The organism is Symbiobacterium terraclitae, assembly GCF_017874315.1.
Classification (GTDB): Bacteria; Bacillota; Sulfobacillia; order Symbiobacteriales; family Symbiobacteriaceae; genus Symbiobacterium; species Symbiobacterium terraclitae.
Window position 1 is genome coordinate 91,504 of the sequence record NZ_JAGGLG010000006.1, and the last position, 18,838, is coordinate 110,341.

Consider the following 18,838-nt stretch of genomic DNA (forward strand, 5'->3'; position numbering starts at 1 on the left):
TAGCTTCGCACTACTCCTCGCTCAGCTCGTCCCAGGCGCCGGCGGCGGCCTGCGACTCGGACTTGATGTCGATCTTCCACCCGGTCAGCTTGGCGGCCAGCCGGGCGTTCTGTCCCTCCTTGCCGATGGCGAGGGAGAGCTGGTAATCGGGAACGACCACCCGGGCGATGCGCGCGGACTCGTCGCAGATCACCTGGGTCACCTTGGCGGGCGACAACGCCTTCGCCACGAAGACCTCCGGATCCGACGACCACTCCACCACGTCGATCTTCTCGCCCTGGAGCTCGTCGACGATGTTCTGCACCCGCAGCCCCTTCTGTCCGACACAGGCCCCGACGGGGTCGATGTTCGGGTCGCGCGCGGCGACGGCGATCTTCGACCGGGCGCCGGCCTCGCGGGCGATGCCCTTGATCTCCACCGTGCCGTCGTGGATCTCAGGCACCTCCAGCTCGAACAGCCGCTTCAGCAGGCCGGGATGCGTGCGGGAGACCGCGATGGCGGGGCCCTTGGTCGTGCGCTTGACCTCGATCACATACGCTTTGATGCGCTGGTTCTCCACGAACCGCTCGCCGGTGATCTGCTCGTTGGCGGTGAGCACGGCCTCAACGCCCTTGGAGAGCTCCAGGTAGACCGTCTTGGTCTTGGGGTCCTGCCGCTGCACAACGCCGGTGACGATCTCGCCTTCCCGGCTGGAGTACTCCTCGTAGATCATCCCGCGCTCGGCCTCGCGGATCCGCTGGACCACCACCTGCTTGGCGGTCTGGGCGGCGATGCGGCCGAAGTCCCGCGGGGTCACTTCCACCTCGAAGATGTCGCCCAACTGGAGCGTGGGATTCTTCGCCCGGGCCTCCTCGAGGCTCACCTGAAGCCGCGGATCGGTGACCTCCTCAACGATCTCCTTCTGGGCGTACACCCGGTAGTCGCCCGTCTTGTCGTCGAAGAAGACCCGCACGTTCTGCGCGGCACCGAAGTTCCGGCGATACGCCGAAATCAGCGCCGCCTCAATCGCCTCGATCAGGACCTCCCGCGCGATGCCCCTCTCACGCACCAGGTCATCCAGCGCCTCGAGAATCTCGGCTTTCATACGCTATACCCCTTCCGCACACCTAGAAATCAACGTGAAGCCGAGCGCTCGCAACCTGCTTACGGTCGAGGGCAACCGTCTGGCCCTGCGACTTCCCCTCGGTGAGCCTCAGCGTGACGCGACCGTCAATGAGCCCGATCAATTCACCCACAAACGACTTCTGCCCGTCCACGGGGGCGTAGGTGGTCACGGCCACCTTGTGCCCCGCGTAGCGGGCGAAGTCTTCCTCGCGCTTTAAGGGCCGCTCCAGCCCGGGCGAAGAGACCTCGAAGAACTCGTACGGTGGATCAGGCAGTATCTCGTCCAGCCGGGCGTCGACCACCCGGCTCAGTGCCTCGCAGTCGTCAAATCCCACGCCGCCCTCCTTGTCGATATAGACACGGAGATAGCGGTTGGCACCCTCCTTGACCAGTTCAACCCCCACCAGTTCGAGCCCCAAGGCCGCAGCATGGGGCGCGGCCACTTCTTCCACCAACTCCTCGAGACGTTTCCCGCTCTTCGCCAAACAGGACCAGACCTCCGATCACGGGCTGCAGAAAGGCCGTCGCTGTGAACGCAGTGCATTCAAGGACTACTCTTTCCCAACTCCGGGCACCAAATGAGCCGGCTCTCACCGGCTCCCGGCAGTTCCGGATGACGGAACCTCGGACGTTGAAAAGAGTGGGTTGACACCCACTCCTTGACACACAGGACGGCTACCTCGTTGCTCATAATAGCACAGATTGCCGCTGGTGGCAAGGGAATCCGGGCCTACTTTCGCCCAAGTCGCTCATCAACTGTGAGCGGCGGAATGCGCCGCTTCAGCTCGCCGACGAACTCGCCCACCGAGCGCAGGTAGAGCATCGGGATGGGCACGTAGGTCAGCTTCTTGCCCGGGTTGCGCCGCTGGAACTGCGCCAGCAGCTCCTGCGCATGCGGGGGAACGCCCTTCTCGGGCAGCTCGCGCCCCACGCCCGCCCCGCGCAGCACGACCCAGACCGCGGGGAAGAGCGGGTTGCTCCCGCCGCGCACCAGCATGCCGACCTTGTCCATGGGGATCGCGACGACCCGGCCGGCGTCCCGAACCCGGATCTCGGCGGCCGACACCTCCACGCCAAACGCCCAGCCGGACGAGACGTACCACGAGAGGATACCGATCAGGATGCCGTAGAGCACGAACATCACCGTGCCGAACGTGCCGGTGAACAGCGGGCTCAGGGGAACGACGAGCACGGCTGCGGCCACGAGCAGCACGCCGTAGAGGATCTTCTGCACCAGCGTAAGGCCGAACTGGGTTCCAGCGCTACTCTTCTTCGTCTCTGCGGTCATTCGCCGCGGCGGCCCCGAACCCCGGGTCCGCCGCCCCACCTCCATATCGCCTAGTCTCGCCCCGTCCTGCTCCGGTACACATCGTACAGCCCTTCGGCCAGCGCGTCGATGACCGCCCGCTCCCGCAGGGCCTGGCTCCACCGCCGCGGCACTGCGGCCGGCCCGTAAGCGGCGCCGGCCAGCCCGCCGGCCACGGCGCCGACGGTGTCGGCGTCATCTCCCAGATTCACCGCGGCCGTGACGCACTCCTCCAGGGAATCCGTGCGCAGGAACGCCCAGAGCGCCGCCTCCAGCGTCTCCACGACGTACCCGCCGGCCCGGACCCGCTCCGCCGGCCGGTCCCGCAGCCCCTCGAGGCGCCGGGCCAGGGCGCCGATCGCCGCATCCACGGCGGGCTCCGCCCCAGGCAGCGGGGCGAGCCCGGCCGAGAGGGCCTCCGCCGGCGCAGCGCCGTCGAGGAGGGCATCTACCGTGCGGTGGTAGATCGCGATCGCCGCGTCGGACTCGGGGTGCGGGTGCGTCATCCGCCCGATGCGGATGGCCGGCCCCGGGTCCGGTCCGTACGCCAGGGCCGCGGGCAGCGTGCGCATCAGGGCGCCGTTGCCGCCGGCCCACTGCCCCAGTTCCGCCGCCACGTGGTTGCTGGCCGCCTCCCACGACCCCAGCCGCCGGAACGCGGCGATGGCCATGCGGCAGGTGCTGCCCACGTCGGGCGGGTCCGACTCCAGCCAGGTGACGAAATGGCGGCCCACCGCATCCACCGGGTCGGCGGGGGACTCGACGATCCCTCGCCCCACCGCGACGGCCATGGCGGTGTCGTCCGTCCAGCTGCCGGCGGGGAAGCCGAACGGGCCGCCGCCCAGGATCTCCCGGTGGCCGTCCGGGAAGCGGCGCCGGATGGCGTCCCGGTCCATGAACTCCACGGTGCAGCCCAGGGCGTCGCCGACGGCCAGGCCCAGCAGCGCCCCCAGGCCCCGCCCGGCGCGGGTCAGCCCCAGCGCCCGCTGCGCCGCGAACCCCTCCCTGTGGAGCCAGGTCAGCCTGCTGCCCACGACGTGCCAGGCGGGCAGGCTCAGGAGCCGCAGGAAGGGGAAATAGGCGTCGCTCAGCCCCCGCTCGGCAGCCGCCAGCACCGCGGCCTCAAGGCACAGCAGATCCTCAGGCGCCATGCCTGAGGGCAGGCCCGCCGACACCTGCTCGAACGGCTGTAGTTCCCGGTCAGCGTGCGGGTTCCGGTAGCCGATGTCGATCATCGAGACCAGGGTCCGGTCCAGCTCCCCGGCCTCCGCGGGGCCGAGCCCTTCGTAGAGGGCGAGCACGGCCCGCCAGTCCGGGGGCTCGTCCCAGTCGGTGCGCGATGCCCTGAGCGCCTCCAGAACCCGAAGGTGCCAGTCCATCAGCGCCGCCCCCTCCTGTCTTCAGCGAACGGCCCGAGCACGATCACCCCGGTGCCCAGCAGCATACCGGCGGCCGCAACCCGCTCCGAAAGCGTGTGCCAGCGGTTGTAGGCCACCCGCAGGGGGTCGGTCTCGGCGTAGTTCTGGATGGGTTCGGGCGGCTGCGCCCGCTCCATCTGCGGGAAGATGTAGAGCCAGGTGGTCAGGGCGATGCCGATGCACCCCAGGAGGAGCACCAGCCGTGCCTTGTTGACGCCGCTGCGCAGCCTGGGCAGCAGGGCCAGCAGGGCGACCGCCCCCAGCAGCAGCCCGGCGTTGTTGAGCAGGTAGATGATGTCGCCGGCCAGGTCGCCGGCCGCCTGCCTGTCGGATCCGAACGCGGCGAAGATCTTCGGGGCGCCCAGGGCGAAGCCCGCCGCAGCGCCCACCCACAGCCCCATCGCCAGCTGGGTGACGGCCTCCAGTGCCCTCATCTTCCGCATACCTCCTCCAGGACGTGTGCAACGCCGTCGTCTTCGCAGCAGGGAGCCACGCGGTCCGCCGCGGCCTTCACGTGGGCGGCGGCGTTGCCCATCGCCACCCCCAGCCCGACGTAACGCAGCATGGCCAGGTCGTTGTCGGAATCGCCGAAGGCGATCATCGCCTCGGGGGGAATTCCCAGCCGCTCACCCAGCGCCGCCAGGCCCGAAGCCTTGGAGACGCCCGCGGCGTTGATCTCGAGGTTGCCCTTGCCCGAGGAGGTCACCTCCACGCCGGCCACCTGCCGCCGGACCTCATCCGCCAGGGCCTGCAGGCGGTCGGGGTCGCCCAGGAGCATCACCTTCAGCACCGGCGGCCGGTCGTGGGCCAGGGCCCACCGCTCCAGCCGCCGCACGAGGCGGGTCTGGTTGGCCCCCCACATGCGGGCGGCGGCCAGAGCGGCGCGCAGCGGCGTCTCGCCGGCGCGGATCCAGCGGTACGTGTCGAGGAAGTGGGCCAGGGGCTGGTCCAACACCTTGCCCTCGGGGGTGTAGCAGTGCATGAGGGCGCCGAACCGCCTCCCGAGCACGAGCGACTGCGCCAGCGCATCCCCGGGGATCTCCCGGAACTCCAGGTACGACCCGTGCTCGTCCAGGACGGCCGCGCCATTACAGCAGACGACCGGACCACCGCCGATCTCCCGGCTGATGCGCAGGGCGGAGTGCGGCATCCGGCCCGTGGCGATGACGGTGACCATGCCCCGCCGCCGCGCCGCCGCGAGGGCCGCGCGCGTGCGGGGGGAGACCTCGTGCCGCCTGCAGAACAACGTGCCGTCCACGTCCAGGGCGACCAGCCGGTACCGCAAAGCCTTACCCCCAGGTACGGGCATCTCCGCCACCATGCTACATCCTTCCCTTCCGGGGCGCAATCCCACCGCTCATACCCGGCGCAGCTCCTCCGCCAGCGCCCGCTCCAGCTCCTGCCAGCCGCCCCGGTAGCCCTCCCGGGCCAGCGAAGTCATGAAGGCCGCATGGCTCCGCCCCCGGCGGTAGTCGGGCTCGCGGGACGGGTGGGGCAGCAGGGCGCAGATCTCCTCCAGGTCGGGGTCCACGAGGAGCGAGCCCTGGTAGAGGGCCACCTCCCGGTTGGCGTAGAGGCTGGAGCCCAGCACCTTCAGGTCGCCGATGGCCACGTCGCCCATGCCCCGCACGGAGACGTCCCGCAACCCCAGGCGGGTGAGGGCCAGGGCCACCGCCTCGGCGATGGGGCCGATCCACTGGGTGGCGAACGCCTTGCGGCGGGCGTCGTAGGCGGCGGTGATCACCAGGCAGCCCGGGGTGAGCACCACGGCACCGCCGCCGCCCTTGCGGCGGTAGACCGGCACGCCGGCGGCGGCGCAGAGCGCCAGGTTCACATCGGTCTCCGGCGTTCCGGCGCCCAGCACGGCCTCGGTCCGTTCCGGCTCCCAGAACCAGAGGAAGGGGCCCTCGCGCGCGAACCGCTCAAGTGCGACCGCATCGTAGGGCAGCGGGGTGATTTCCATGAGTCGCCTCCTATTTGGAATAAGGGCAAATCGTCATATGGAGCAAGTTTCAGTTTCGATTATAATTACTAGCACGACGAAGGAGGTGTCTACGTTGTGCGCTGTGCCCCGACGTGCGCCGGGCCGCGGGCAGCCGCCGCCCGCCCTGCGCCTCGGCTTCTGGTCCGCCACCCTGACCGCGCTGTGCGCGGTGGGCTTCACCCTGGCCTTCGGCTACCACGCGGCCACCGCGCCCGTCGCCGGCGAGTGGCAGGGGATGGAGGCCTTCACGGCCACCTTCAGCGCCTGGCGTATGGCGCTGGTGCTCGTCCCGTCGCTGGTGCTCGCCCCGGCCTTCGTCACCATGCTCGCGTGCGTGCACAGCGTCGCCCCGGAGGAGGTGCGGGTGTGGAGCCGGGTCGGCCTGGCCCTGGCCATCATCTATGCTGTCGTGGCCTGTGTGAACTATACCGTGCAGCTGGTCGTGGTCAGGGGCAACCTCCTGGGGCCCGAGGCCGGGGCGCTCGGCCTCCTGGTGATGGGCAACCCGCGGTCGCTCTTCTGGGGCCTGGCGATCCTCTGCTACAACTTCTTCATGGGCCCTGCCGCCGCGTTCGCCGCCGAGACCCTCGGGGGCGGGCCGCTGCCTGCGCTCATCCGGCGGCTGTTCACCGTGAACGCCGCGGCCTCAGTGGCCGGCGGCATCGTCTACTTCGTCACGCTTGACCACCTGCACCCCGCAGGGCTGGTCTCCACGGCGGTCTGGTGCATCGTCCTGCCGCTCGCCAGCGGGCTGCTGGCCGCGCACTTCCGCCGGCTGGCTGCCGCCTGAACCGCCGCCCGCAGCTGCACCGGAGCCGTCATCCGGGGGAGGATGGTACGCAGGCCATCCTCCCCCGCTCGCGCTCAGAACCCGAACACCAGTTGGTTCCCCTCGGGCAGGCCGCTGAGGCAGCCGTGGTTCTCCAGCAGCTCCATCACCGATTTGTTGAGCCGGGCGCGGTTCTTCAGGTCCTCCTTGGAGTGGAACTCGCCCTGCGCCCGGGCCTCCACGATGGCCTGCGCCGCGCTGTCGCCCAGCCCGGCCAGCGAGTTGAAGGGGCAGAGCAGCAGGTTCTCGCCGATGATCTGGTACCGGGTGGCGTCGGAGCGGTAGAGGTCCACCCGGGCGAAGCGGATGCCCCGCAGGAACGCCTCCTCCACCAGCTCGTACTCGGTGAGGGAGTCCTTCTCCTTGGGCGTGGCGTCGCGCCCCTTGGCCTCGATCTCCTGCACGTACCGGCGCACGGCCTCGGGCCCCTGCACCAGCAGGTTCGCGTCCACCGAGCCCGCCCGCACCGACAGGTAGGCGGCATAAAAGAGCAGCGGCTCGTGCACCTTGAACCAGGCGATGCGCAGGCAGGAGAGGACGTATGCGGCCGCGTGCGCCTTCGGGAACATGTACTTGATCTGCTTGCACGACCAGATGTACCAGTCGGGCACGTTGCAGGCCTTCATCGTCTCTTCCATCTCGGGCGTGAGCCCCTTGCCCTTGCGCACCGACTCCATGATCTTGAAGGCGGTGGCCGGCTCGACGCCCCAGTAGATCAGCTGCACCATGATGTCGTCGCGGCAGCCGATGACGTCCTGGAAGGGGATGCCCTTCTTCACCAGCTCCTGGGCGTTGTTGGTCCACACGTCGGTGCCGTGGGACAGGCCCGAGATGCGCACCAGGTCCGAGAAGTTGCGGGGGCTGGTCTCCATCAGCATCTGGCGCACGAACCGCGTGCCCATCTCCGGCAGCACGATGGTGCCCAGATCGAACTGGAGGCGCCCGTCGTCGATGCCCAGCACCCGGTTGCCGCCGGGGCTGAAGAGCGCCAGCACGTCCGGGTCGTCCACCGGCACCTTCCGGATGTCGAAGTCGGGGTTGCCGGTCTTCTCCCGGTAGAGGTCCTGGAGCATCCTCAGCATCGTCGGGTCGTCGTGGCCGAGGATGTCCAGCTTCATCAGCGCCTGTTCGAAGGAGTGGTAGTCGAAGTGGGTCGTCTTCACCCCGGAGCTGCGATCGTCGGCCGGGTACTGCACCGGGGTGACCTCCTCGATCTCCATGCCCACGGGGCAGACCACCATGCCGCCCGGGTGCTGGCCGGTGGTCCGCTTCACCCCGGCCACGCCCGCGGCCAGGTAGCCGATGTGCGCCTCCCGGACCCCGGCGATGTTGTTCTCCTCCAGCCAGGCCCGCACCATGCCATAGGCGGTCTTCTCGGCAATGGTGCCCACCGTGCCCGCCTTGAAGACGTACTTCTCGCCTCCCAGCAGCTCCTCGGAGAACTTCTGGATGCGGCCCTGCACGTCGCCCGAGAAGTTAAGGTCGATATCCGGCACCTTGTCGCCCTTGAAGCCCAGGAAGGTCTCGAACGGGATGTCCTGCCCGTCGCGGTCCAGCTGCGTGCCGCACTTCGGGCAGGCCTTCCGGGGCAGGTCGAAGCCCGAGCCGGTCTTGCCGTCGTCGTGCCACTCCAGGTACTTGCACGACGGGCAGATGTAGTGCGGCGGCAGGGCGTTGACCTCGGTGATGTCCATCGCCCAGGCGACGAAGGAGGAGCCCACCGACCCCCGGGAGCCGACGAGGTAGCCCAGCTCGTTGGACTTCTTCACCAGGAGGTGCGAGATGTAGTAGGACACGGCGAAGCCGTTGCCGATGATCGCGTTCAGCTCCTTCTCCAGGCGCTGCGCGATCTTCTCGGGCACCGGGTCGCCGTAGACCCGCTTCACCTTCTCCCACGAGAGCCGGCGGGTCTCCTCCACGGAGCCCTCCAGCACCGGCGGGTAGAGCTTGTCCGGCACCACCTTGACCCGCTCGATCTGCTCGGCGATGGCGTTGGGGTTCGTCACCACCACCTCATACGCGGCCTCCTCGCCCAGGTAGGCGAACTCGGCGAGCATCTCCTCGGTGGTGCGCAGGTAGAACGGGCCGTCGTACTCGTCCCGGAAGCCGATGCCGCCCTTCAGGATGCGGCGGAAGATCTGCTGGTAGGGCTCCAGGAAGTGCGCGTCCGACACGGCGCAGACGGGCTTCCCCAGCCGCTTGCCCAGCTCGTAGATGCGCCGGTTGAGCGAGAGCAGCTGCTCCTCGGAGTTCACCTGCCCCGACTGCAGCAGGAAGGCCAGGCAGTCGCGGGGCAGGATCTCCAGGTAGTCGTACCAGGCGACCATCTGCTCCAGCTCGGGTTCGGGCACGCCGCGCAGGAGGGCGTCGAAGAGGTGGCCGCCGTAGGTGGACGAGCCGATCAGGAGCCCCTCCCGGTGCTTCTCCAGCTCCGTCCGCGGCACGCGCGGCGTGCGGTTGAAGTACTCGATGTGCGAGAGGCTGATCAGCTTGTAGAGGTTCTTCATCCCGGCCTGGGTCTTCACCAGGCACGTCGCGTGGTAGGGCCGCAGCTGCTCGGCGTTGATCGAGCGCGTCAGCCCGTTGAGGTCGGCGACGGTCTCGACCCCCTCTGCGCGCTCCAGCAGCTTGCCCAGCACCATGGCGGCGGTCTTCGCGTCCGCGTCCGCACGGTGGTGGTCCACCAGCGGCACCTGCAGCTCCTTCGTCAGGGCGGCCAGGCTGTGGCTGCGCATGTGGGGCAGGACCGCCCGGGCCAGCGTCAGCGTGTCGAGCACCGGGTTGTCGAAGGGCTCGCCCAGGTGCTTCTGCCGGTGGTAGCGCAGGAAGGAGTAGTCGAACTGCGCGTTGTGCGCCACCACGATGGCGTCGCCGACGAATTCGAAGAAGGCGCGGAGGGCCTCGGCGGGCCCGGGGGCGTTCTCCACCATGTCGGGCGTGATGTTGGTGAGCTTCTGCACCTCTTCGGGGATGGGCTTCGAGGGGCGCACGAAGGACTGGAAGGACTCGCCCACCTCCCCGTTCCGGAACCGCACGGCGCCGAGCTCGATGATGTCGTCGCCGATGGGCGAGAAGCCCGTCGTCTCGATGTCGAGCACCACGAACTCGGCATCGGCGAGGGCCACGTTCTCCGGCGGCCTCGCCACGACGGGCGTGCCGTCGTCCACCAGGAAGAGCTCGCACCCGTAGATGACCTTGAAGTCTTCGGGCACCTTCACGTGGCTGGCGGCGGGGAAGGCCTGCACCACGCCGTGGTCGGTGATGGCCACGGCCTTGTGGCCCCACTTCACCGCCGTCTTCACGAGGTCAGCGGGGTCGATCATGCCGTCCATGGCCGACATGGTGGTGTGTGCGTGCAACTCCACCCGCTTCAGCGGCCCCTCGTAGGTGTCGCTCCGGTCCGGGCGCTTGCCCACCACCACGTCATCGGCCAGCAGGGTCAGCTCGCCCGAGAACTTGTCCACCTGCACGTTGCCCCGCACCTTGAGCCAGGTGCCGTTCTTGATCACGGCGAGGTAGTCCGGCTCCTTCTGCGGATCGCGGAAGAGCTTCACCGGCAGCGTGTCGCCGAGATCCCCGGGGCGCTCGGCGCGGCGCAGGTCGCAGATGCCGAATGAGATCAACTGGCGCCCGCTCTTCAGGTCGCGGCTGTCGAGGCCGACCACCTCGCCCTCGATCACCACCCGGTTCTCCTCCTCGGTGATCGTGGCGATGGGCCGCACGGGCACGTCGTCCGGGATGGGCTTGCCCTTGACCGGCCCCTCCGACGGCGGGGCGGCAGCGGCGGCCTCCTTCTTGCCGAAGGCGGACTGGCGCTGCATCCACTGCTCCAGGTACGCCTCCGCCGGGTCCGGCTCGGCGGGAACCGGCTCGGGCGGGAGCGGCACCTCCTCCTCTTCGACGTCCGCGAAGGGATCGTCGGGGATCGCAGGGGCCTGCCGGAGGGGCTCGGGCTTCGGCGCGGGGCGGTGGGTGAGCCGCACCTGGAGGGCGCAGCCGGTCTCCCGCCTCACCAGGCGCTCCAGCACGGGCACCACGCCGCGCTGCAGGGCCACCTCCGCCTGGGCGGCGGTGGGCAGCTCCAGCACCAGCGACTTCCCCTCCACCCGCTGCTCGGCCCGGTCCAGGATGCCGTTGACCAGCGGCAGGGCGGCCTTCAGCTGCAGCAGGATGTCCGCCCACGCCTCCGTCAGGCGCTCGGCCGGATCGGCCTCGGGGTCGGCGTCGCGCACGGGCACGACCGTGACGGCTGCCGCCAGGCCGCCGAGGCAGGCCTCGGCGACGGCCGCAGCCAGCGGGGCGCGCTCCTCATAGGGGAGCCGCACCGGACTCGCCAGGTGCAGGGCGACGCTGCGGGCCTGCCGGTTGACCTCCACGCGCACGACCCGGGCCCCGGCCAGGAACGCCTGCACCGCCGGCGAGAACTGTGCGGCATCGATGAGCGAGAGCCAGTCGGACTGCGGTGACATCTCGTTGGCTCACCTCAAGGGTTGAAATCGTTGCGCCGCTGCCCCGGCAGGGAGCGGCGGCGAGAAACCGGCGAGCGCCCTGGCTCCGCCAGCGCGCCCGCAGGCCTGTTCTTTTAATCTTCTTCAGTGACCGCGATGACCCCTTCCGTCGCCATCAGATCCCCGATCAGACCCGAGATGTCAACGCTGCGGCCCAGCGGCTTCAGCGAGAAGCTGATCTCGATGGTGCCGGGCAGGGGGCCGGTCCGCATCGCCACGTTCTTGATCGTGCAGCCCCACCGGCCGCAGACGGAGGCGACGGCCCCCAGCTTGCCAGGCGTGTCGGTGACGTGCACCACCAGCGAATGGAAGCCGCCCCGGGAGATGAAGCGCCGCTCCACCTCGGACAGGGTCTTCAGCGTGAGCAGCACCAGCACCACCGCGACCGCGGTCTGCAGGTAGAAGCCGGCGCCCACGGCCAGGCCCATGCCGGAGACCACCCAGAGCGATGCGGCCGTCGTCAGGCCGCGGATGTTGGCGCCCTCGCGCATGATCGTGCCGGCCCCGAGGAAGCCGATGCCGCTCACCACCTGTGCGGCGATGCGCCCCGGGTCCGCGACCCCGTAGCCCGTGGACAGCACCAGGTCGTACATGCCCAGGGAGACCTTCATGATCAGCGCGGAGCCCACGCAGACGAGAACGTGCGTACGCAAACCAGCAGGCCGGTTGGTGGCCTCGCGCTCCAGTCCGACCAACCCACCGGCGACTGCGGCCACCAACATCGGAACCATGTTATCCCATAGCTGTAGCGCGAACGACTGGTAGTTCGCCTGGATGAACTCTAGCAACGTCAATGTCCCTTCTGTACGTATTTCAGTATTTCATAATACATCTTAAGCCGGGCTGCTGCACCCTTTACGAGCCCCAACTTCTCCTCCTTCATACGGTGGCTCATCTCCTCCAGCACCACCTCCACGACGCGGCAGCCGTGCGTCTTCGCGAACTTCGTCAGCGCGACCTCGATGCCGAACCGGGCCTGGTCGGCGTCCGGCTCCTCCCGGAACATGTCCGCGAGCACCTCGCGCCGCACCACCCGCTGTCCGGAGAGGTAGGGGGCCACCATCTGGGCCAGATCGGTGGCCACGCGCCCGTCGCCGAAGACGCCCACCGCCATGTCCGCCTCTCCGCTGAGCACCGGCTGGATGAGGTCGTGCACATGGCCCGGGTGCAGGCCGATCAGGTCCGCGTCAAGGAACAGCAGAACCGGGGCGGTGGTCGCCTCGTAGCCCGACTTCATCGCTGCGGCCTTGCCGCGGTTCTCTCCGTGTTCGATCACCTTGGCTCCCGCTGCGCGGGCCCGGGCTGCCGTTTCGTCCGTCGAGCCATCGTCCACCACGATAACCTCATCGATCGCCGGCACCCTTGCACAGGCGGAGACCACGTCGGCGACGGTCTCCTCTTCGTTGTATGCAGGGATGACGACAGAGACTCTCTCCACGGGAAAGACCTCCGAATCAGGCGGCCTGCCAGCCAGGCCTCGTTGGCCGGACGAACCGGGTTTCCTGATGTAGGGTATTCCGTACACTGCGACCGTTTTCCTCCTCCTGCGGACAGACCCGGTTTCTAGACTGCCCAGCGTCTGACTCCTCTACCAATGCGCCAGGAGGCAGCCCCAATGGTAGGACTGCCTCCTTCGTGCCAAACCCTTCGGGGCACCGGCGGAAAGGAACGGCCGCCCCGATGCCCGCTTCAGCCCCGCCGCCTGAGCCGTGCCCATCCGAACGCCAGCGCAAAGAGAACGCCGCCGACGACGGCCATCGCGCCCGCCACCGCGGTGTCGGTCGCCCTGGCGAGCAGGTATCCCAGCGCGCTGGACAGCACCCCCAGCCCCACCGCGAGGGCCAACATGGCCGGGAGCCGGTCGGTGAGCAGGTAGGCCGTCGCCCCCGGCAGCACCAGCATGGCGACCACCAGGATCGCTCCGACGGCGTCGAACGCGCCCACCGCCGTGACGGAGACGAGCGTCATCAGCAGGTAGTGGAAGGCCGTGGCGTTGATGCCCAGCGCCGCCGCGGTGTCCGGGTCGAACGCGCAGATCTTGAGCTCCTTGAAGAAGAGGCCGACCACCAGCAGATCCAGCAGGAAGATGGCGCCCAGCGTCCAGAGTGCGCGGGGACCGAGGCTCACCTCGCCCACAAGCCAGAGGTCCCACGGCGCGTAGGCGATCTCGCCGTACAGGACGTGATCGAGGTCCAGGTGCACACGGCCGGCGAAGGCCGTGATCAGCACCACCCCCAGCGCGAACAGGGCGGTGAAGGTCACCCCCATGCCAGCGTCTTCCTGCACGCCTGCGCGCTGCAGCGCCTGGACTGCATAGGCGGTCAGCAGGCCGCAGAGGGCAGCCCCGAGCACCATCACCGGCGCAGCCCGGCTGCCGGTCAGGAGGAACGCGAGCGCGATCCCCGGCAGCACCGCGTGGCTGATCGCATCGCCCAGCATGGTCATGCGCCGCAGCAGCAGGAAGGATCCGACAAGCCCTGATGCGCCGGCGGCCAGCGCCCCCACGGCGATGATGACGAGCGGTGCGGGAAGCCCCACCTACCCCACCCCCTCTCCGGGCTCACCCGGCAGGAGGCGCGGCTCCAGCCCGTGCAGGCGGAGCACCGGTTCCAGCTGCGGGTAGACCTCCGGCCCGAACGGCCCGCCAACCGCCGCCTGGTGCATCAGGTAGACCACGTGCAGCCGTTCCCGGTGCGCCACCCGGTACGCCTCGGCCAGTCCCCGCGGGGTCAGCCGCCATACCGCCGGCGGCTCCTCCCCCGCCGGCGGCCCGCCCGGGTCCGTCAGCCCCGCGCGTTCCACCATCCCCGCGCGGACCAGTCGCATCAGGGTCGGCCGCGCCCAGCGCGCCGACAGCCCCCGCCGCTGCTCCAGATCGGCCAGCGTCACCACGGTCGGGGCGCCGGTCGATGCGGCCTCCTCACTCAGGTCGTACAAGGCCTCCAGCAGCCGTTCCCCCCGCACCCGGGCCTGCGTCCGCGCCATCCGGATCAGCCGGGCGACGAGGCCCCGCCGCGGGGCGGCCAGCAGCGAGACCGCGAACAGGAACGTGGCCGCCAGCACGATCAGGGGGCCGGTGGGCATGCGAGGGCCGACCTGGGAAAGCAACGTCCCCGCCACCCCGGAGAGCGCACCGAACAGGCCCGCCAGCGGCAGCATGGTGGAGAGCCGGTCCGTCCAGCAGCGGGCAGCGAGGGCCGGGGTCGTCAGCAGCGCGGCCATCAGCACGACGCCCACCGACTCGAGTCCCGTGACCACGGCCAGCACCAGCCCCAGGTTCAGCAGCAGGTCCAGCCTGCCCATGGGCAGCCCCAGCCCTGCGCCGAACTCCCGGTCGAAGGCCAGGAGCTTGAACTCCTTGTAGAGCGCCAGCACCATCAGGCAGAGTGCGCCTGCCATCAGCGTGATCGCCTGCAGATCCCGGGGGACGATGGCGGCCGCCTGGCCGAAGAGGAACGTGTCGAGGCCGCTCTGGTTTCCGCCCGGCATGCGCTGCACCACGCCCAGCAGCATGATGCCCATTCCGAAGAACACGGTGAGGACCAGGCTCATGGCCGCGTCCTCCTTCAGGCGGGAGTACCGGGTGATGGCAGCCATCGCCCCGGTGCCCACCACGCCGGCCACGGCGGCGCCGGTCAGCAGCGGGCCCGGTGCCTTGCTGCCCGTCAGCAGGAAGGCGGCCGCGATGCCCGGCAGCGCCGCGTGGGCCAGCACGTCGCCCATGAGGGCCCTGCGCCGCAGCAGCGCCAGGGCGCCAAGCACTCCGGCGGCTGTTCCCAGCAGAGCCGTCCCGGCCGTCACCCATTGCGCGTTCGCGTCCATCGCTCAGTCCCCTCCCATGGGCCGGCGCGCCGCGGGCAGCGGCTCCGCCATGAGCGCCAGGTTGCCCAGGCGCCCGCCGTAGGTGCGCGCCAGGTTCTCGGGGGTGAATGCCTCCTCCACCGGCCCGGTGGCCAGCACGCGCACGTTGAGCAACACCAGCCAGTCGAAGTACTCCGGCACCGTCTGCAGGTCGTGGTGCACCACCACGACGGTGCGCCCGCACGCCCTTAACCCGGCCAGGAGCGACACGATGGCCTTCTCCGTGGCCGCGTCCACCCCGGCGAAGGGTTCATCCATGAAGTAGATTCGGGCGTCCTGTGCCAGCGCCCGGGCAAGGAAAACCCGCTGCTGCTGCCCGCCCGAGAGCTGGCTGATCTGCCGGTGGGCAAACTCGGCCATGCCCACCCGCTCCAGGGCGTCCAGGGCAGCGGCCCGCTCCCGCGCCCCCGGCCGCCGGAGGAGCCCGAGGTGGCCGTAGCGCCCCATCATCACCACGTCCAGCACGTCTGTAGGGAAGTCCCAGTCCACCGAAGCCCTCTGCGGCACGTACCCCACGGCGCGCCGCACCCGCTCCACGGGCTGGCCGAATATGCGTACCTCGCCGGAGACCCTGGGGATCAGCCCCAGGATTGCCTTGAGCATCGTCGACTTGCCGGCCCCGTTGGGCCCGACAACGCCGATGAGCTTTCCCTCCGGCAGCGAGAGGCTCACGCCCTTCAGCACCGCCCGCTGCTGGTAGGCCACCGTCAGGTCGCGCACCACCAGGGCCCTCTCCTGCTCCCACGCCATACGCACACCCTCTGTCCGCTCCGCCGTCGCTACCGCAGTGCGGCGACGATGGTGTCGACGTTGTGCCGGATCATCCCCGCGTATGTGCCCTCCGGGGTGCCCTCCGCCCCGAGGGCGTCCGAGAACAGCTCCCCGCCGATGGCCACGGCATGCCCCCGGGCGGCCGCCCCCTCCACCAGCGCCTCCACCGAGCTGCGCGGCACGCTGGACTCGATGAACACCGCCTTGATCTGCCGCTCCACCAGAAGGTCCACCAGCTGCCGCAAGTCCGCCAGCCCGTACTCCGTGGCTGTGGAGATCCCCTGCAGCCCCCTCACCTCGATACCGTACGCCCTGCCGAAGTAGCCGAAGGCGTCGTGCGCGGTCACCAGCACCCGGCGCCCGGCCGGAACCGTGTTCAGCTGCGCGCGGGCGTACCTGTCCAGTTCCGCCAGCTCTTCCCGGTACACCGCCGCGTTCTGCTCATACACGCTGCGCCCTGCCGGGTCCAGCTCGATCAGGCTGTCGCGCACGATGTCCACGGCCAGCATCCAGAGCGACACGTCGAACCACACGTGCGGGTCAGGCACCCCGTCCTCCGCCATCAGCAGGAGTTCTTCGGGAATGCGCTCCGCCACGGCCACGGTGGGCTTGTCGCGGGCCATCTTCTCCAGGATGTCGCCCATGCGCCCCTCCAGGTGCAGTCCGTTGTAGAAGACGATCTGCGCCTGCTGCAGCCGGGCCATGTCCCCTTCCGAGGCCTTGAACAGGTGGGGGTCCACCCCCGGCCCCATCAGGGCCGTCACCGCCACACGGCCGCCGCCGACGTTCCGCACCAGGTCCGCCACCATGCCCGTCGTCGCCACCGCCCGGATCCTCCCGTCGGCCGGTTCCCCCGCCCGGCTCGTTCCGCAGCCCGCGGCGGCCCCGGCGGCCACGCACAGCCACACCGCCAACACCAGACGCGCCCACTGCCGCATGCGTATCCCCCATTGCCCCAGCATTTGTCCCTCGCGAAACACTTTTAGCCTAGGCTAACTCCTGGGCCGCAAAGACGGGGCGGTTGACGCCCCGTGTTTCGCATGGGCAAGAGTTTTTCCCCAGGGAAACTCTCGCCGCTAGTCGAATTATGCGCCGGGCGGCTGGGTTGTGTCAAGAGTGATTCTCATTCGCGCGCTTCGTTGCTCCCCGGCAGCCTTGCCCCCCGCAGGCTGCGCCGGATCACTCCTCCACCACCAGAATGCCCTGCATCCCCCTCTGGTCGTGGCCGTCCACCTGGCACGCGTACCGGTACGTCCCCGGCTTCTCCACCACCAGTTCTGCCTCCGCGCGCGCCCCGGGCGCGATGGGACCGATCAGGAAGTTCAGCTCGGGAATCCGGTACTCGTGGTGCACCCGCCCGAGGTTTTCGAGCCTGACCACCACCTTGCGCCCGGCCTTCACCCGCAGGGTGGCCGGCGTGAACCGGTACTCCCGGGCCACCACGGTGACCCGCTCCACGGGTTCGGCCGCCCGGGCCATGGCGGCTGCCGCTTCCTCGAGGCCGCTGCAGATCACCGCCACCTCCCGGGCCACGTCCTCCTCCGCCACCCGGCCGGCCGACAGCATGTATCGGATGGCGCTGCCCGCACTGGCCATCCGGGCGGCCAGCGCGGGATCCACGGCGCTGATCGGACCCAGCACCGGCTCGAACGCCGCCGCAAACCGCTGGTAGGCCGCCCGGATGGCCTCCAGGTCCCCGCCGGCCGCGGCCCGCACCAGGTCCGGCGCCGCCTCGCTCGCCGCCCGGATCCCCTGCTGCACCGCGTCGGCGCCCCGCCCCTCCGCCAGCGCCCGCCCAACCGGGATCGCCGGCGCCGCCGCGACCGCCCGGCCAGCAGGGACAGCAATTACCGTCGGGACCGCCAGCGCCGCTGCGAGCAGCAGCACTCCGGCCCGCGTTCTCCACTGTTTCACAGCCGCTTCGCCTCCTCCATGGCCAGATTCTCGCCCACAGTATCTCCCACCGTCGCGGGAATGAACCGGTACACAGGGACCGGCCAGTGCGTAAGATGCCGAGAGGCCCCCGTGAGGGGGGCCGCGGAGGTGTGTGGGATGGTGCGGCTGGCGCAGGCGGTGTTCAAGGGCGGCGGGGTCAAGGGAATCGCCCTGGTGGGGGCCCTGGCGGTGGCGGAGGAGCGCGGCTGGCGCTGGCGGGCGGTGGCCGGGACGTCGGCCGGCGCGCTGGTGGCCGCCCTCGTCGCGGCGGGCTACGGGGCAGAGGCGCTGCGCCGGGTCGTCCACGACCTGGACCTGCGCAGCTTCGCCGACCCGGCGGGCTGGAAGGTGGCCAGCCTGCTCCTGCACGAGGGGATCTTCAAGGGGGAGAAGCTCCTCGCGGAGGTGGAGCGCCTGCTTTCCGAACGCCTGGGCCGGCCCCGGGTGACGTTCCGCGACCTCCCGGTGGCCTGCCAGATCGTCGCCACGGACCTGACCCACCGGCGCATGCTGGTCTTCCCCCACGACCTGGCCCGTCCTCCCTACGGGCTGGAGGACCCCTACGACTTCCCCGTGGCCGACGCGGTGCGGGCCTCCACGGCCATCCCGTTCTTTTTCCAGCCCTACCGGCTGGAGCTGCCCAATGGCGTCAGGGCCACGCTGGTGGACGGCGGCCTGCTCTCCAACTTCCCGGTGCACCTCTTCCAACCCGTGGGCGGTCCGGCCTACCTGCCCACCTTCGGCTTCGACCTGCGCGGCGGAGACGACGAGCTGCAGCCGACCGACACGCCCCTGGAGCTGGTGCAGGCCATGGTCAACACCATCCTCAGCGCCCGGGACCTGAGCGACCTGGAGAACCAGCGCTACGTCCGCACCATCCCCATCGACACCGCGCCCTACCGCACCACCCAGTTCGACCTGGACGCCGAGGACAAGGAGGCCCTCTACCAGCGCGGGCGAGCCGCTGCCGAGGCCTTCTTCGCCGACCCGGCCACAGTGGCGTGGCTGCAGGACTTCGCCGTGCGCCGCGCCCTGCGCCCGCTGCGCGCCGTACTCTCCGTTTGACCTCTCCGCAGGTTCGACATCCTGGTCGACGGAATCCGACCTGAGCTCGGGGGCTAC

17 protein-coding genes are annotated in these 18,838 nt (G+C 69.9%); 2 read left to right on the forward strand and 15 right to left on the reverse strand.

Annotated elements, in window-relative coordinates:
- Positions 1 to 10: 10 nt before the first annotated feature.
- The 7 genes from nusA to J2Z79_RS05220 form a co-directional block, all read right to left on the reverse strand.
- Positions 11 to 1,084, reverse strand: a complete 1,074-nt coding sequence (gene nusA, locus J2Z79_RS05190) for a transcription termination factor NusA (protein WP_209465801.1) — start codon at positions 1,082 to 1,084, stop codon at positions 11 to 13.
- A gap of 22 nt (positions 1,085 to 1,106) precedes the next feature.
- Complete coding sequence (locus tag J2Z79_RS05195; protein WP_209465802.1) at positions 1,107 to 1,589, reverse strand: ribosome maturation factor RimP; 483 nt, start codon at positions 1,587 to 1,589, stop codon at positions 1,107 to 1,109.
- A 245-nt stretch (positions 1,590 to 1,834) separates the two neighbouring features.
- Positions 1,835 to 2,392, reverse strand: coding sequence for a hypothetical protein (locus J2Z79_RS05200; protein WP_209465803.1), 558 nt, complete (start codon positions 2,390 to 2,392; stop codon positions 1,835 to 1,837).
- Positions 2,393 to 2,442: 50 nt separating this feature from the next.
- Entirely contained in the window at positions 2,443 to 3,789 is a 1,347-nt protein-coding gene (locus J2Z79_RS05205; RefSeq protein ID WP_209465804.1) for an ADP-ribosylglycohydrolase family protein, read from the reverse strand.
- Complete coding sequence (locus J2Z79_RS05210; RefSeq protein ID WP_209465805.1) at positions 3,789 to 4,262, reverse strand: DUF4149 domain-containing protein; 474 nt, start codon at positions 4,260 to 4,262, stop codon at positions 3,789 to 3,791. Before J2Z79_RS05210 ends, J2Z79_RS05205 begins: the two co-directional genes overlap by 1 nt.
- The gene (locus J2Z79_RS05215) at positions 4,259 to 5,113 is read right to left on the reverse strand and encodes a Cof-type HAD-IIB family hydrolase (protein ID WP_209465806.1); all 855 of its coding nucleotides are present in this window, start codon (positions 5,111 to 5,113) and stop codon (positions 4,259 to 4,261) included. The genes J2Z79_RS05210 and J2Z79_RS05215 overlap by 4 nt, the downstream gene beginning before the upstream one ends.
- 72 nt (positions 5,114 to 5,185) lie before the next feature.
- Complete coding sequence (locus J2Z79_RS05220; protein ID WP_209465807.1) at positions 5,186 to 5,791, reverse strand: lipoate--protein ligase family protein; 606 nt, start codon at positions 5,789 to 5,791, stop codon at positions 5,186 to 5,188.
- Positions 5,792 to 5,885: 94 nt separating this feature from the next.
- Between J2Z79_RS05220 and J2Z79_RS05225 the strand changes: the two genes are divergently transcribed.
- On the forward strand, positions 5,886 to 6,602 hold the full coding sequence (locus tag J2Z79_RS05225; RefSeq protein WP_209465808.1) for a hypothetical protein: 717 nt from the start codon (positions 5,886 to 5,888) through the stop codon (positions 6,600 to 6,602).
- A gap of 74 nt (positions 6,603 to 6,676) precedes the next feature.
- Here the strand turns inward: J2Z79_RS05225 and J2Z79_RS05230 are convergent, their stop codons facing one another.
- From J2Z79_RS05230 to J2Z79_RS19105, 8 genes are all read right to left on the reverse strand, one after another.
- Entirely contained in the window at positions 6,677 to 11,110 is a 4,434-nt protein-coding gene (locus tag J2Z79_RS05230; RefSeq protein WP_209465809.1) for a PolC-type DNA polymerase III, read from the reverse strand.
- 113 nt (positions 11,111 to 11,223) lie between these two features.
- Complete coding sequence (locus J2Z79_RS05235) at positions 11,224 to 11,937, reverse strand: MgtC/SapB family protein (protein WP_245302179.1); 714 nt, start codon at positions 11,935 to 11,937, stop codon at positions 11,224 to 11,226.
- Positions 11,938 to 11,939: 2 nt separating this feature from the next.
- Positions 11,940 to 12,587, reverse strand: coding sequence for a glycosyltransferase family 2 protein (locus tag J2Z79_RS05240; RefSeq protein WP_209465811.1), 648 nt, complete (start codon positions 12,585 to 12,587; stop codon positions 11,940 to 11,942).
- A 251-nt stretch (positions 12,588 to 12,838) separates the two neighbouring features.
- Positions 12,839 to 13,687, reverse strand: coding sequence for a metal ABC transporter permease (locus J2Z79_RS05245; RefSeq protein ID WP_209465812.1), 849 nt, complete (start codon positions 13,685 to 13,687; stop codon positions 12,839 to 12,841).
- Positions 13,688 to 14,971 (reverse strand): metal ABC transporter permease, encoded by a 1,284-nt coding sequence (locus J2Z79_RS05250; protein WP_245302181.1) that lies wholly within the window; start codon positions 14,969 to 14,971, stop codon positions 13,688 to 13,690.
- Positions 14,972 to 14,974: 3 nt separating this feature from the next.
- Complete coding sequence (locus J2Z79_RS05255; RefSeq protein WP_209465813.1) at positions 14,975 to 15,760, reverse strand: metal ABC transporter ATP-binding protein; 786 nt, start codon at positions 15,758 to 15,760, stop codon at positions 14,975 to 14,977.
- A 29-nt stretch (positions 15,761 to 15,789) separates the two neighbouring features.
- A complete protein-coding gene (locus J2Z79_RS05260) occupies positions 15,790 to 16,719 on the reverse strand; it encodes a metal ABC transporter solute-binding protein, Zn/Mn family (protein ID WP_209465814.1) in 930 nt (309 codons plus the stop codon).
- A 241-nt stretch (positions 16,720 to 16,960) separates the two neighbouring features.
- Positions 16,961 to 17,695, reverse strand: coding sequence for a cupredoxin domain-containing protein (locus tag J2Z79_RS19105; protein WP_209465815.1), 735 nt, complete (start codon positions 17,693 to 17,695; stop codon positions 16,961 to 16,963).
- 138 nt (positions 17,696 to 17,833) lie between these two features.
- Between J2Z79_RS19105 and J2Z79_RS05270 the strand changes: the two genes are divergently transcribed.
- The gene (locus J2Z79_RS05270) at positions 17,834 to 18,781 is read left to right on the forward strand and encodes a patatin-like phospholipase family protein (protein WP_209465816.1); all 948 of its coding nucleotides are present in this window, start codon (positions 17,834 to 17,836) and stop codon (positions 18,779 to 18,781) included.
- Positions 18,782 to 18,838 lie beyond the last annotated feature (57 nt).